Genomic DNA, 13,809 nt, shown 5'->3' with positions numbered 1-13,809 from the left:
TTGCGCCTGTATCAGGCATCGGCCAACAACCCCATCGGGCAGCATCCCCGCTGTTGCATCTCACACCTGCTTTCGTCGAATCAATCGAACAAGGGCGATGCTCCAATAGCTTTTTGGCTATCCCTCAAAACTACCCAACGCGATCAGCAGAAGAACTGCCGCAAAGATCGCCATAGCAGCCAGACCCAAGAGGCGAACAATATTGATCTCAGCCTTGTGCCGCGTGGCTATCTCTTCGGGAAAGAATCTTGGAAGAAACACCCTCTTCAGTATTGCTGCCTGCCCATTCGGATCCCACAGGCTCGGATTTCCGACTGGCTTGTCAATCGCCGCGGGCTTATCTGGCAAAAAAGTTGACCACTGAAGGATATTTCCACACGCCCGCAGCCCATCGCCAGGTCAGCAAACCTTCCGCCCTACTCCAACCCACTCTCACGCAGCCGATAACTCCGGTGCACGATTCCTTCCGGCAGTTCGTCGTGGGTGATCATCAGCAGGCTGCGCTGCCCCAGCGCGGCCACCATGTCGTCCTGCCCCTCAGGGCCAGCCAGCGACCAGCACCCGCGTGCCAGGCTGAAACCGCAAGGACGCCGCACCCTTCCGCCATCGCGTTCCGTTCCAGGCAGACCCCCAAGAAGCGCATGCAGGGAACGTCCTGCTTCAATTTCGATGCTTTGGACCCGGCTCTGCTGCAGGAGCTGCAGCGTCTTGTGGAAAAGGGCATGGCTCGCTACGAGAACGCACAATCAAAAAGCCCCAACCAAGGCGGGGCTTTCTGCTGTGTCTGGCACCGGAAATCGTAGTTGAACCTGCGGCTTACATCCGGCCCAAATTCATCTCAAACACCTCACCATCTTCAATGTAGAGTTGCACTGTGCTATCGGATGAGAGCCGAATGTCCAGCACCCACACTTGCGGAGCACCCGCAAGTGCATTGCACAAATCGGCCGAGGACACTTTTACGGGTCCGTTCACCACTCTTTCTCGAATGTCATCCAGAATTGTGAAGTCGCCAATTCCCGAGGGTATATCCATATAAGATATTACCCATACTTCATTCGCACTGAATTTGCTCAGCATTTCCTCTGCCACTCTGTTCCCTGTGATGGGGAACCCCCAGTCTATTTTTGACATACCTATCAACCTCCATCGAGTGGTCGCGGAGGCTTGCGCTGAGGTGTGCCTCCTGTAGCACTGAGTCCATAAGGATGTTCGTGCGGGTTTGTATGACCGCAGGCCAGCGACCTACGAAGACCACTCCACTCTTCCGGACCCTTCCACACGCCCGCAGCCCATCGCCTGGTCAGCAAACCTTCCGCCCTACTCCAACCCACCCTCACGCAGCCGATAACTCCGGTGCACGATTCCTTCCGGCAGTTCGTCGTGGGTGATCATCAACAGACTGCGCTGCCCCAGCGCGGCCACCATGTCGTGCAGCAGTGCCTGCGCGGTATCCACGTCCAGGCCTTCGGTGGGCTCGTCCAGCAGCAGAATCGGCGCCTCGCGCAGCAGCGCGCGGGCCAGCGCCAGACGGCGCGCCTGACCAGCCGACATCGTGGCCCCGTTCTCGCCGACCCAGGCAGACAATCCCCCCAACTGTTCGGCCCAGGTCTGCAGGCGCACGTCTGCCAGCACTTGCCACAGCCGCGCGTCACTGGCCTGGGGGTCGCCCAAGCGCAGATTGTCGGCGACGGTGCCGGCGAACACCGGTGCGTTCTGCGGCAGCCAGGCGATCTGGCGGTGCCACTGGTCCTGCGCGACGTGGCGGATGTCGATGCCGCCATAGCGCACGTAGCCGCCATCGGGATCCCACAGCCGCAGCAGCAGTGACGACAGGGTGGTCTTGCCGCTGCCGCTGTCGCCGCGGATGGCGATGCGCTCGCCGGGGCGAAGCTGCAGCTGCACCTCGTCGAGCAGTGCGCGCGACTGGCCCGGCCAGCGGAAGCTGACGCGCTCGAACACCAGGGTGGCCGGTTCGAGCGGAATCGCGACCGGGTCGGCCGGCTCGTCCACGCCCGGGGGCTGGTCGACGATGGCGTTCAGACGCACCGCTGCGACGCGGCCGGACAGCCAGGACTGCCAGGCCAGGCCGATGCCGGCCCATAGTTCGAGCAGCGCCACCGTGAGAAACACCAGCGCGGCTGCGAGTGCGGCGTCGATGGCGCCGGTCTCGAAGCCGTGCAAGGCCAGCCACAGCATGGCCACCAGGCCGCCGGCCGCGCACAGGCCGTGCAGCGCGGTGCCACTGAGCAGGCGCCAGCGGCGGCGGCGGTCGCGGGAGCGCAGCTGCTTGGCGGCGACCAGCACGCGCAGGTTCCAGTGCTCGCGTGCCTGCAGGGCGGTCAGGTCGGCCGCGCCTTCCAGGCCTTCAAACGCCTGGGTACGCAGCTGGGCCCGGTGCAGCGCGCGATCGCGCTCCTGCCCGGCGGCGCCACGCACGGTCAGCCACGGCACGCCGATGCCGACCAGCAGCGTCAGCACCGCGAGCAGCGCGGCCGCCGGCGGGTAGATGATGCCGGCTGAGAGCACGCCCACCAGCGAGATGCCGCCGAGTGCGAGCAGCGGCCCGATCGCGCGCACCAGCAGGCCGTCGACTTCGCCGATGTCCGACATCAGCCGCGCCAGCAGCTCACCGGTGCGGATGCCGGCCAGACGCGCCGGCGCCAGCGGCAGCGCGCGGCGGAAGAACCACACGCGCAGGTCGCGTGCGATGCGCAGGGTGACGTCGTGGCCGACCAGCTTTTCAAAGTAGCGCGAGACGATGCGCGCCATTGTCAGGCCGCGGATGCCGGCCGAGGGCGAGAAGAAGTTGAAGCCACTGCCCAGCCCGGCGGCACCGGCCAGCGCGGCGGCGGTGAGGAAACCACCGGACAGCCCCAGCAGGGCGGTGCCGGCCAGCATCGTGGTCCACAGCAGCAGGACGGTGAGCAGCAGGCGGGCGCGGTGGCGGGCGAACACGCCGCGCAGGGTGTCGATGCGGGGCGCGCTCATGCCGGCAGCTCCGAGGCGTGCCGGGCGCCACCGGCGGTCAGGGTCAGCCGCGTGTCGGCCCAGCGCATGGCGGCCTCGCTGTGGGTGGCGATGACCACGCTGCGGCCGCGTGCGAACGCGGCCAGGGTGCGCAGCAGGTCGGCCTCGGTCTCCGGATCGAGGAACGCGGTGGGTTCATCGAGCAGCAGCAGCTGCGGGTCGCGCAGCAGCAGGCGGGCCAGGCCGATACGCCGCGCCTCGCCACCGGACAGGCCAAAGCCACGCTCGCCGATCACGGTATCCAGGCCCTGCGGCAGGGCGGCGGCGAAGCGCATCACCTGCGCCGCCTCGGCGACCGCACGCAGATGCGCGTCGGTGGCACCGGGATCGGCCAGCCGCAGGTTGTCGGCGATGCTGCCGTGGAACAGGTACGGGCGCTGGCCGGCGTAGCCGATCTCCAGGCCCGGCCGCAGCACGATGCTGCCCGACTGCGGCGGCAGCCAGCCGGCCAGCGCTTCGAGCAGGGTGCTCTTGCCGCTGCCGCTGGGCCCGACCAGCGCCACGCGCTGGCCCGCCTCGATGTGGAAGGACAGGTGCTGCACCACGTCGTGCTGGGCGCCCAGCGGGCGCAGGCTGAGGTCGCGCACCACCACCGGCGGCGCGTTTGCTTCCAGCAGCTCCGGCGTGCGCGCGGTGGCGGCCGGCGCGTCGGCCGTGACGTCTTCCGGCAGCTCGCCGAGCAGGCGCTCCACCTCGGCGGCCGCCGCCAGTGCGTTGGCGCGGTCGTGGTAGTGCGCGGCCAGCCGCCGCAGCGGCGCGTAGAACTCCGGCGCCAGCAGCAGGCAGAACACGCCGATGCCCAGCGTGGGCACCTGCGCATGCAGCGACATCAGGCCCAGATAACTCAGACCGAGATACAGCGCGACCATCGCCACGCTGACCGACGCGAAGAACTCCAGCACGGTGGAGGACAGGAAGGCGATGCGCAGCACCTTCATGGTGCGCTCGCGCACGCCTTCGGCGGCGGCCTCGACCCCGGCCAGCTCGGCCTCGCCCCGGCCATACAGGCGCAGCAGGCCCAGGCCCTTGATGCGGTCGGCGAAGTGGCCGCTCATGCGCGCCAGCTCGCCCAGCTGCGCGCGGCCGGCGGCTTCGGCGCCCCACCCCACCAGCATCATGAAGAACGGCACCAGCGGCGCGGTGAACACCAGGATCAGCGCCACCACCCAGTCGGCCCAGGCCACGGCCAGGGCGATCAGCAGCGGCACCACCACCACCTCGATGCGGACCGGCTGATAGCCGGTGTAGTAACTCTCGATGGCATCGGCATGGGCCAGCATCAGCTCGCCCATCTCGCCGGTGCGCTGCTGCCGCAGCCACAACGGGCCCCGCCCGAGCAGCCGCCGGTAGACCCGCTCGCGCAGCGCCAGGCGCGCCGCGTCGGCCACATCGCCGGCGGCCGCCTGGGTGGCGGTGCCGAGCGCGGCCCGTACCGCCAGCAGCCCCAGCAGCCCAAGCAGGACCGGGGTGGCCTCGGCCAGCGGCCGGTGGTCGACCAGTACGGCCTGGATCAGCCAGGCGATGGCGGCGGCCTGGCCGATCAGCAGCGCCCCGGACAGGCAGATGCACAGGGCGGCCAGCCGCTGCTGGCGGCGGGCGGCCACGCCCAGCCCGCCCAGCCAGCGCAGGCGCTGCCGGCGCAGGGCCGCGGTCTCAACAACGGTGGCGTCAGGGGGTATGCTCAAAACGGTTCACTGGCGGCCACAAGGAGGTTTCCGTCGATTGTAGAGGGTGCTGGCACGTCGCTCGTGCGGCAAGCGGTCGCAGGCTCGGCCAGGGTGCATACGATTCCTTCGCCAGATCGTTTGTACATTGATCTAAATCAAGGCTAATTGAAGTTGTCGGTCACAGAATTCACCCCGTAGACCCCCCTTCCCGCCACCTGTAACGGCAAAACCCAACGAGGTAGCCAGGCCATGATTGATCAGACAGTCGTAGAACTGTCGCGGCTGCAATTCGCTCTGACCGCGATGTACCACTTCCTTTTCGTACCGCTCACGCTTGGCCTGTCCTTCATGGTGGCCATCATGGAGAGCGTGTACGTCATGACCCGCAAGCAGGTCTGGCGCCAGATGACCCTGTTCTGGGGCACGCTGTTCGGCATCAACTTCGCCATCGGCGTCGCCACCGGCATCGTGATGGAATTCCAGTTCGGCATGAACTGGTCGTACTACAGCCACTACGTCGGCGATATCTTCGGCGCCCCGCTGGCGATCGAAGGCCTGATGGCGTTCTTCCTGGAAGCAACCTTCATCGGTCTGTTCTTCTTCGGCTGGAAGCGCCTGACCCCGGTCAAGCACCTCACCGTGACCTGGCTGATGGCCCTGGGCACCAACCTGTCGGCGGTGTGGATCCTGATCGCCAACGGCTGGATGCAGAACCCGACTGGCGCGATCTTCAATCCGGAAACCATGCGCATGGAGGTGGTGGACTTTGCCGCCGTGCTGTTCAACCCGGTGGCGCAGGCCAAGTTCGTGCATACGGTCAGCGCCGGCTACGTGACCGGTGCGGTGTTCGTGATGTCGATCAGCGCGCTGTACCTGCTGCGCAACAAGCACAAGGACATGGCGCGCCGCTCCTTCGCGGTGGCCGCGGCCTTCGGCCTGCTGTCCTCGCTGTCGGTGGTGGTGCTCGGTGACGAGAGCGGTTACGCCGCCAGCGAACACCAGAAGATGAAGCTGGCCGCGATCGAAGCGATGTGGGAAACCGAGCGTGCGCCGGCCGACTTCACCGCCTTCGGCATCCCCAACCAGCAGACCCACCAGAACGACTACGCGGTGAAGATCCCGTACCTGATGGGCCTGATTGCCACGCGGTCGCTGAACCAGCCGATCCCGGGCATCCTGGAACTGGTTGACCGTGCCGAGCATCGCGTCCGCGGTGGTCAGCTGGCCTACGGTGCGCTGGAACGCGTGCGCAAGGACAAGAACGACGTCGAAGCGCGCGAAATGTTCGACCGCCATTGGCAGGACCTGGGCCACGGCCTGCTGCTCAAGCGCTATCGCGAGGACATCCTCAACGCCACGCCGGAAGAAATCTCCAAGGCCGCGATGGATACCGTGCCGCGGGTCGCCCCGCTGTTCTGGACCTTCCGCATCATGGCCGGGCTGGGCTTCTACCTGATCGCCTTCTTCGCGGTGGCCTTCTACTTCTCGTGCCGCCACAACTTCCAGGACAAGCGCTGGTTCCTCAAGCTCGCCCTGTGGTCGCTGCCGGCACCGTGGATCGCCATTGAATGCGGTTGGTTCGTGGCCGAGTACGGCCGCCAGCCGTGGGCGGTGGACGGCGTGCTGCCGACCTTCTACGCCGCCTCGGGCCTGGCCCTGCATGAAATCCTGACCACGCTGGCGGTGTTCACCGCGCTGTACACGGTGCTGCTGGTCATCGAAGTGAAGCTGATGCTGAAGGCGATCCGCAAGGGCCCGGACGACATCCTGCCGTCGCTGCAGGCTGCAGCCACGTCCCTATCCCCCAATGCCGCTGCGCCGACCCACGGTCAGGCGTAAGGCAGGAGAACCCAGATGGAATTCATTGGACTCGATTACACCACGCTCCGCGTGATCTGGTGGCTGCTGCTCGGCATCCTGCTGATCGCCTGGGCGGTAATGGACGGTTTCGACCTTGGCGTTGGCACGCTGCTGCCGTTCGTGGCCAGGACCGACGACGAACGCCGGCTGGTGATCAACACCGTCGGCCCGGTGTGGGAAGGCAACCAGGTATGGCTGGTGCTCGGTGGCGGCGCGATCTTCGCCGCCTGGCCGCCGCTGTACGCGGTCAGCTTCTCCGGCTTCTACCTGGCGGTGTTCCTGATGCTGTTCGGGCTGATCCTGCGCCCGGTGGCCTTCAAGTACCGCAGCAAGATGCCCAGCAAGCGCTGGCGCGACAACTGGGACCGTGCACTGTTCGTCGGCGGCCTGCTGCCGGCACTGATCGCCGGCGTGGCGGTGGGCAACGTGCTGGTCGGCGTGCCGTTCCACTTCGATGACAGCATGCGCATCTTCTACACCGGCACCCTGATCGGCCTGCTCAACCCGTTCGCGCTGCTGGCCGGTCTGGTCAGCGTGGCGATGGTGGTCGCGCACGGTGCCGCCATGCTGGTGCTCAAGACCGACGGCCCGGTGGCCGAGCGCTCTGCCCGCTACGGCAGCGTCGCGGCGGTGCTGACCTTCGTGCTGTTTGCACTGGCCGGTGTGTGGGTGGCCTTCGGTCTGCCGGGCTACCAGATCACCTCGCAGGTGGTCACCGATGGCCCGACCAACCCGCTGCTCAAGACCGCTGAACTGGGCAGCCTGGCCGGTGGCTGGATGCGCAATTACAGCAGCATGCCCGCCACCGTGGTGTTCCCGATCCTCGGCCTGCTCGGTGCGCTGGCCAGCGCGGTCCTGCTGCGGGCCCGCCGTGGCGGCCTGGCCTTCCTGGCCTCGGGCGCCTCGATCGCCGGCATCATCCTGACCGTCGGCTTTGCGATCTTCCCGTTCCTGCTGCCGTCCTCCAGCCAGCCGGGCTCCAGCCTGACCGTCTGGGACAGCTCGTCCAGCCACCTGACCCTGGGGATCATGCTGATCGCCACGGCCATCTTCCTGCCGATCATCATCGCCTACACCTCCTGGGTCTACCGCGTGATGAAGGGCAAGACGACGGCCGAAGAAATGGGCGACAACCCCAACGCTTACTGATGCGCCCCGTGGCGCTCTAGGAGACCTACAATGTGGTACTTCGCTTGGATTCTTGGTGCAGGGCTGGCTTCGGTCGTGGCCATTCTCAACGGCATGTGGTTCGAAGCCCGCGAGCAGAGTCGTACGGATCACGAAGAAGGCTAAAAAAAGGTTGCCGGCGCGGTCTTCACACCGTATCCTTGTCGGCTCCTTCGGGGTGTAGCTCAGTCTGGTAGAGCGCTACGTTCGGGACGTAGAGGTCGCAGGTTCGAATCCTGTCTCCCCGACCACTTCGGTGGTCGCATTGAAGCCTGGAAATATCCATTCCAGGCTTTTCTGTAAGGGCCGTTGCAACACGGCACCGAAGGCGTTTCACGGTCCCCCTTGCCGCCGAAGGGTGGGATCGATACAATAGGCGGCTCCTTACGGGGTGTAGCTCAGTCTGGTAGAGCGCTACGTTCGGGACGTAGAGGTCGCAGGTTCGAATCCTGTCTCCCCGACCAGTTGATGGTCACATTGAAGCCTGGAAGACGACAGTCCTCCGGGCTTTTTTGTGTCCGTATGGTTTGCTTCAGTCCCGCACATCCAGCCCCGCCAGCCCTTCGATGATCCGCTGGTGGCTTTGGGAGAGCCGGGCGCCAGAGCAGCCGGCCAGCGGCCGGCACTACCGCCGGCGTGAAATCGTCCGGAGGAGGCCGCGCAGGTACAATGCCGGCCTCGGGATGCGCGCGCGCTCCGCCCCATCCCTGCCATTGAATCCCCGCAGCATCCGGCGACGCGCCGGATTCTGCGTTTCCGCACATCCGGCCCCCACCGTGATCGCGCCACCTGCAAGAGATCCACGCCATGCCCCATACCCCTTCCCATGACACGTCCCTGCTGCGCGGGCGCGTGCTCGCCTTCACCGCGATCCTGCTCGCTGCGCTGAACCTGCGCACCGCCGTCACCTCGGTCACGCCCCTGCTGGACGTGCTCGGCCAGACCTTCGGCTTTGGCACCACCATGACCGGCGTGCTCGGCATGCTGCCGACCGCCTCGTTCGCGCTGTTCGGCGTCACCACGCCGATGCTGGCGCGCCGCATCGGCCTGGAGCGCACCGCGCTGCTGGCAATGGTGCTGGCCGCGGTGGGCCTGCTGCTGCGCTCGATGGCCGGCGGCGTGGGCAGCCTGCTGTTCGGTTCGGTGGTCGCACTGGCCGGCATGGGCATCGGCAACGTGGTGGTGCCGCCGCTGGTGAAGCGCTACTTCGCCAACCGCGTCGGCACCGTCAGCACGCTGTACATCACCGTGCTGCAGATCGGCACCATGATGCCGGCGCTGCTCGCCGTGCCCCTGGCCGAACAGGCCGGCTGGCGCGTCTCGCTGGGCATCTGGGCACTGCTGGCGGTGGCCGCCGCCCTGCCCTGGCTGCTGCTGGCCCGCACCCGCCCGCACCCGGACCCGCTGGCGCCGGCCAACGACCCCGGCGCCCAGCCGCACGGCAAGGTCTGGAAGACGCCGCTGGGCTGGGGCATGACGCTGATGTTCGGCATGACCTCGCTGATGACCTACTCGATGTTCACCTGGCTGCCGCGCATCGTGGTGGAAGCCGGCGCCACGCCGCGTTTCGGCGGCATCATGGTGGCCATCTTCGCCGCCCTCGGCCTGCTGCCCTCGCTGACCATGCCGGCGCTGGCCGTGCGCCTGCGCAACCCCTTCCCGCTGGTCCTGATCGGCTTCACCGCCTTCCTGATCGCCTTTGCCGGGCTGCTGTTCGCGCCGATGAAGGCACCCTGGCTGTGGGCGGTGCTGCTGGGCATCGGCCCCTCCACCTTCCCGCTGGCGCTGACCCTGATCAACCTGCGCACCCGCACGCCGGCCGGCTCGGCCGCGCTGTCCGGGTTCATGCAGGGCGTCGGCTACGCGTTCAGCTGCCTCGGCCCGTTCCTGTTCGGCTGGCTGCATGCGGTCAGCGGCGGCTGGCACCTGCCCTTCGGCTTCCTGGCGCTGTGTGCGCTGGTCCTGCTCACGGCCTCGTGGATTGCCTGCAAGCCGCAGAAGCTCGAAGACCAGTGGTGAGGCACCGGGCGCGGTAACCGCGCCCTATACCCGCGTCTGGCCGTTGCCGCGCACCACGAAACGTTCGACCGTCAACGCCTCCAGCCCCATCGGGCCGTAGGCGTGCAGGCGCGTGGTGGAAATACCGATCTCCGCACCCAGGCCGAGTTCGCCGCCGTCGGAGAAGCGCGACGAGGCGTTGACCATCACCACCGCCGAGCGCAGCGCGTGCACGAAGCGTTCGGCCGCGGCGGTGTCGTCGGTGGCGATCACTTCGGTATGGTCCGAGCTGTACTGCTGGATATGCGCCAGCGCCTGGTCGAGGTCATCGACCACGCGTACGGCCAGGATCAGGTCCAGGTACTCGGCGGCGTAATCGTCATCGGTGGCCGGTTCGGCATCGGCCAGCCACTGACGCGCACGGTCATCCGCACGCAGCGCGACACCGCGCTCGCGCAGCGCAGCATCGGCCAACGGCAGGAACGCGCCGGCGACATCGGCATGCACCAGCAGCGTTTCCAGTGAATTGCAGGCCGACGGCCGGCTGCACTTGCCATCCACCAACAGCGCCACCGCGCGCTGCAGATCGGCGGCACGGTCCACGTACAGGTGGCAGACGCCCTTGTAGTGCTTGATCACCGGCACCCGCGCATGTTCGGCCACGAAGCGGATCAGCCCTTCGCCGCCGCGCGGGATCGCCAGGTCCACCAGGTCGTTGAGCTGCAGCAGCGCCAGCATGGTCTCGCGGCGCAGGTCCTCGACCAGGGTCAGGGCCGCGTCGGGCAGCCCCGCCTCGCGCAGCGCGCGCTTGAGCGCGGCGGCGATGGCGGTGTTGGAGTGGATCGCTTCGGAGCCGCCGCGCAGGATCACGCCATTGCCCGCCTTGATGCACAGCGCGGCCGCATCGGCGGTGACGTTCGGGCGTGCTTCGTAGATCATCGCGATCACCCCCAGCGGCACGCGCACCTTCTGCACGCGGATGCCATTGGGGCGCACGTCGTCGCGGGTGACCACGCCAACCGGGTCCGGCAGGGCCGCCACCTCACGCAGCGCGGCGGCGATGCCGGCCAGCCGACGCGGGTCCAGCGCCAGACGGTCCAGCATCGCACTGCCTACGCCCTTCGCCGTCGCCGCCGCGAGGTCGCGTGCATTGGCGGCCAGAATCGCCTCGGCGTCGGTTTCCAGCGCTGCCGCCATCGCCTCGAGCAACGCCGCCTTGGCGGCAGACGACAACTGCGCGAGGTGCTGCGCGGCATCCCGGCACTGCGTGGCCAGGGTTCGGATATCGGTCATGGGGATGGTCTCGGTCGAAGGCATCACAGCAGCACCAGGTCGTCGCGGTGGATCACGTTGCCACCGTAGTTGTAGCCGAGCACGCCCTCGATGTCGCGCGAATGGCGGCCGGCCACGCGGCGGATATCGCTGGCCGAGTACTGGCTGACCCCGCGCGCCAGGCACAGTTCACCGGCGTCGGTGCGCAGGCGTACCTCCACCATGTCGCCGCGGCGGAAGTCGCCCTCGGCACCGAGCACGCCCCCGGGCAGCAGCGAGGCGCCCTTATCGCGCAGCGCGGCGGCCGCGCCGTCGTCGATCAGGATCGCACCCGGTTCCAACGGCGCATGGCGCAGCCAGTATTTGCGCGCAGCAACCCGGGTCTGGCCGGCGTGGATGCGCGTGCCGAACAGCCGGCCCTGCGCCAGCGCGCGCACCACGTCGCTGTTGCGGCCGTTGAACAGGCAGGTCTCGATGCCGACGCGGCCGGTATGTGCTATTCCTCCCCTGTTTGTCCCGCTGCCACCAGTGCCGCCACGGCTGCCGTCGCCGCCGGCCATCGCCAGTACCTGCGGGGTCAGCTCGGGGACGTCGTGGATCGGCTGCGCCTGCGGATCGCGGCGCGGATCGGCGCTGTACAGCCCGTCGATGTCGGTGGCGATGAACAGCACATCGGCATCGATCAACGCCGCCACGGTGGCGGCGAGATTGTCGTTGTCGCCCAGCTTGAGCTCGTCCACCGACACGGTGTCGTTCTCGTTCACCACCGGCAGCGCGCCCAGCCGCAGCAGTTCGTTGAGGGTGGCGCGTGCATTGAGGTAGCGGCGGCGGTTGCGCAGGTCGTCATGGGTGAGCAGCACCTGCGCCACCGGACGCTCGAAGAAACGCTGCCACAGCCCGATCAACTGCGCCTGGCCCAGCGCGGCCAGCGCCTGACGTGCGGCCATTGCCGCACCGGCTTCCAGCGCGCGCGGCACGATGGCGCGCCCGGCCGCGACCGCGCCGGACGACACGATCACCACTTCGCGCCCGGCCAGCACATGGGCGGACACGAACTGGGCCAGGCCCAGCGCATGGCGCGGCGAGAGGCCGCCACCGTCGGCGGCCAGCAGGCTGCTGCCGACCTTGAGGACCGCGCGCTTCCACGCGGGCACGGGCTGCTCGGGGAACGGTGATTGCACGCTGCTCGAGGTCATCGCGTCGTCTGCCTCACCGGGTCGACCATTCGTGGACGGTGGCGGTGGCACTGCCCTGCACCATCAATGGGTCGGCGTCGACAATCGCCTGGGCTGCGGCGCGGTCAGCGATGTTGTGCAGCACGTAGGCACCGCCGGTCTTGTCGGTGAAGCCGCCGGTGAGCAGCAGCTGGTCGTTGGCGCGCAGCGTATCGAGGAAGTGCACGTGCGCCGCCCCGACCTCGTCGCGGAAGGCGGGCGTGCGGGTGACCAGTACCAGGTAGCAGATGTTCATGGGGGTTTCCAATGAGAAACGGCGGCCTCGCGGCCGCCGTTGTGATTACACCAGTGCGGCCCAGCGGGCGCGCAGTTCGTCCAGCCGCAGGTCGGCGGCCGCGCCGGGCGATACGCGCGCGGCCAGGCTGCCTTCGGGCGTGCGCCCCTGGCCGGCAGTATCCGACGCCGCCGCAGCCGCCTTGTAGGCCTCGCGGAACGGCACGCCGGCAACCGCGGCTTCGACGGCGACATCGGTGGCGTACATGCCCGAGTCGATCGCCGCGCGCAGCTTGTCCTCGCGCCACTCCAGGTTGGCCAGCAGCGCCGGCAGCAGGTCCAGCGCGGCCAGGCCACGGCCGAAACCGTGGAAGATGGCGCCCTTGCTGCTCTGCAGATCGCGGTGGTAGCCGGACGGCAGCGAGAGCAGCTGCTCGATCTCGGTGCGCGCGGCGGCCACGCTGGCGTGGGTGGCGCGCATCAGTTCGATCACGTCCGGGTTGCGCTTGTTGGGCATGATCGAACTGCCGGTGGTGTACTGCGCCGGCAGCGCGACGAAACCGAACTCGCCGCTGGTGAACAGCGACAGATCCCACGCGATGCGGCGCAGGTCCAGCGTGGCCCCGCCGAGCGCTTCCAGTGCGGCCAGTTCGAACTTGCCGCGCGAGAGCTGCGCGTAGATCGGCGACACCTGCATGCGCGCGAAGCCGAGCGCGGCGGTGGTGTGCGCGCGGTCCAGCGGCAGGTTGACGCCGTAGCCGGCGGCGGTGCCCAGCGGATTGGCGTCGATCAGGGCGAACGTGTCGTGGGCGCGGATCGCGTTGTCGATGAAGGCTTCGGCCCAGCCGGCCCACCACATGCCCGCCGAGGACACCACGGCGCGCTGGATGTGGGTGTAACCCGGCACCGGCAGGTCCTTCTCGGCCTCGGCGCGGTCCAGCGCGACCTTGGCCACTTCGCGGCTCACCGCCGCCACGTGCAGCAGCTTGTCCTTCAACCACAGGCGCGTGGCAACCAGGATCTGGTCGTTGCGGCTGCGCCCGGTATGGATCTTGCGGCCGGCATCGCCGAGGCGCTCGGTCAGGCGTGCTTCGATCGCCGAGTGGCAGTCCTCGAAGCGCTCGTCGAGCACGAAGGCGCCGCTGCGGAAATCCTCGGCCAGCACGTCCAGTTCGCGCTGCAGGCCGGTGCGCTCATCGGCAGACAGGATGCCGATGTTCTCCAGGCCCTGGGCGTGCGCCTTGCTCGCGGCCACGTCGTAGAGGAAGAACTCGCGATCCAGGATCACGTCGTCGCCGGCCAGGAAGGTCTGGATCCTGGCGTCTACCGCCACGCCGGGCTTCTGCCACAGAAGGTCTGCCATGTGT

Annotated in this window: 12 protein-coding genes and 2 tRNA genes; 7 read left to right on the top strand and 7 right to left on the bottom strand. The window is 67.9% G+C overall.

What is annotated here, in order from left to right; translation table 11 throughout:
- The gene (locus tag ACO6VK_RS06150; protein ID WP_422506025.1) at positions 1-357 is read left to right on the top strand and encodes a hypothetical protein; all 357 of its coding nucleotides are present in this window, start codon (positions 1-3) and stop codon (positions 355-357) included.
- 59 nt (positions 358-416) lie between these two features.
- On the opposite strand, the gene ACO6VK_RS06145 is transcribed toward ACO6VK_RS06150, so the two are convergent.
- The 3 genes from ACO6VK_RS06145 to cydD all read right to left on the bottom strand — a co-directional run bounded on the left by ACO6VK_RS06145 (position 417) and on the right by cydD (position 4,715).
- Positions 417-596, bottom strand: coding sequence for a hypothetical protein (locus ACO6VK_RS06145; protein ID WP_422506056.1), 180 nt, complete (start codon positions 594-596; stop codon positions 417-419).
- 724 nt (positions 597-1,320) lie between these two features.
- A complete protein-coding gene (cydC, locus tag ACO6VK_RS06140) occupies positions 1,321-2,991 on the bottom strand; it encodes a thiol reductant ABC exporter subunit CydC (RefSeq protein ID WP_422506024.1) in 1,671 nt (556 codons plus the stop codon).
- Positions 2,988-4,715: a thiol reductant ABC exporter subunit CydD gene (gene cydD, locus ACO6VK_RS06135; protein ID WP_422506023.1), complete on the bottom strand. Its 1,728-nt coding sequence runs from the start codon at positions 4,713-4,715 to the stop codon at positions 2,988-2,990. The genes cydC and cydD overlap by 4 nt, the downstream gene beginning before the upstream one ends.
- Positions 4,716-4,946: 231 nt before the next feature.
- Between cydD and ACO6VK_RS06130 the strand changes: the two genes are divergently transcribed.
- From ACO6VK_RS06130 to ACO6VK_RS06105, 6 genes are all read left to right on the top strand, one after another.
- A complete protein-coding gene (locus tag ACO6VK_RS06130) occupies positions 4,947-6,536 on the top strand; it encodes a cytochrome ubiquinol oxidase subunit I (RefSeq protein WP_422506022.1) in 1,590 nt (529 codons plus the stop codon).
- A gap of 15 nt (positions 6,537-6,551) precedes the next feature.
- Entirely contained in the window at positions 6,552-7,706 is a 1,155-nt protein-coding gene (gene cydB / locus ACO6VK_RS06125; RefSeq protein ID WP_422506021.1) for a cytochrome d ubiquinol oxidase subunit II, read from the top strand.
- Between the two features lie 30 nt (positions 7,707-7,736).
- Positions 7,737-7,850: a cytochrome bd-I oxidase subunit CydX gene (gene cydX, locus ACO6VK_RS06120; RefSeq protein WP_019182852.1), complete on the top strand. Its 114-nt coding sequence runs from the start codon at positions 7,737-7,739 to the stop codon at positions 7,848-7,850.
- Positions 7,851-7,898: 48 nt separating this feature from the next.
- Positions 7,899-7,975: transfer RNA gene (locus ACO6VK_RS06115), tRNA-Pro, on the top strand.
- 136 nt (positions 7,976-8,111) lie between these two features.
- A tRNA-Pro gene (locus ACO6VK_RS06110) sits at positions 8,112-8,188 on the top strand.
- Positions 8,189-8,531: 343 nt separating this feature from the next.
- Positions 8,532-9,743 (top strand): CynX/NimT family MFS transporter, encoded by a 1,212-nt coding sequence (locus ACO6VK_RS06105; protein ID WP_411851541.1) that lies wholly within the window; start codon positions 8,532-8,534, stop codon positions 9,741-9,743.
- A gap of 24 nt (positions 9,744-9,767) precedes the next feature.
- Here ACO6VK_RS06105 and ACO6VK_RS06100 read toward each other — a convergent pair whose 3' ends face one another.
- Genes ACO6VK_RS06100 through argH form a run of 4 tightly spaced genes read right to left on the bottom strand, consistent with a single transcriptional unit; the run spans position 9,768 to position 13,805 of the window.
- Positions 9,768-11,015: a glutamate-5-semialdehyde dehydrogenase gene (locus ACO6VK_RS06100; RefSeq protein WP_422506020.1), complete on the bottom strand. Its 1,248-nt coding sequence runs from the start codon at positions 11,013-11,015 to the stop codon at positions 9,768-9,770.
- Between the two features lie 23 nt (positions 11,016-11,038).
- Positions 11,039-12,190 (bottom strand): glutamate 5-kinase, encoded by a 1,152-nt coding sequence (gene proB, locus ACO6VK_RS06095; protein ID WP_422506019.1) that lies wholly within the window; start codon positions 12,188-12,190, stop codon positions 11,039-11,041.
- A 13-nt stretch (positions 12,191-12,203) separates the two neighbouring features.
- A complete protein-coding gene (locus tag ACO6VK_RS06090; protein WP_422506018.1) occupies positions 12,204-12,464 on the bottom strand; it encodes a YciI family protein in 261 nt (86 codons plus the stop codon).
- 45 nt (positions 12,465-12,509) lie between these two features.
- A complete protein-coding gene (gene argH, locus ACO6VK_RS06085) occupies positions 12,510-13,805 on the bottom strand; it encodes an argininosuccinate lyase (RefSeq protein WP_422506017.1) in 1,296 nt (431 codons plus the stop codon).
- Positions 13,806-13,809 lie beyond the last annotated feature (4 nt).

Source organism: Stenotrophomonas sp. GZD-301, assembly GCF_049310345.1.
Lineage (GTDB): Bacteria > Pseudomonadota > Gammaproteobacteria > Xanthomonadales > Xanthomonadaceae > Stenotrophomonas.
Note: the sequence above shows the minus strand (reverse complement) of the source record. Positions and strands in the feature narration are given on the sequence as shown.

Coding starts and splice junctions, on each gene's coding strand:
- proB (WP_422506019.1), bottom strand. CDS start 12,190: ATGACCTCGAGCAGCGTGCAATCACCGTTCCCCGAGCAGCCCGTGCCC.
- cydC (WP_422506024.1), bottom strand. CDS start 2,991: ATGAGCGCGCCCCGCATCGACACCCTGCGCGGCGTGTTCGCCCGCCAC.
- ACO6VK_RS06100 (WP_422506020.1), bottom strand. CDS start 11,015: ATGACCGATATCCGAACCCTGGCCACGCAGTGCCGGGATGCCGCGCAG.
- cydB (WP_422506021.1), top strand. CDS start 6,552: ATGGAATTCATTGGACTCGATTACACCACGCTCCGCGTGATCTGGTGG.
- ACO6VK_RS06105 (WP_411851541.1), top strand. CDS start 8,532: ATGCCCCATACCCCTTCCCATGACACGTCCCTGCTGCGCGGGCGCGTG.
- ACO6VK_RS06090 (WP_422506018.1), bottom strand. CDS start 12,464: ATGAACATCTGCTACCTGGTACTGGTCACCCGCACGCCCGCCTTCCGC.
- cydX (WP_019182852.1), top strand. CDS start 7,737: ATGTGGTACTTCGCTTGGATTCTTGGTGCAGGGCTGGCTTCGGTCGTG.
- argH (WP_422506017.1), bottom strand. CDS start 13,805: ATGGCAGACCTTCTGTGGCAGAAGCCCGGCGTGGCGGTAGACGCCAGG.
- ACO6VK_RS06130 (WP_422506022.1), top strand. CDS start 4,947: ATGATTGATCAGACAGTCGTAGAACTGTCGCGGCTGCAATTCGCTCTG.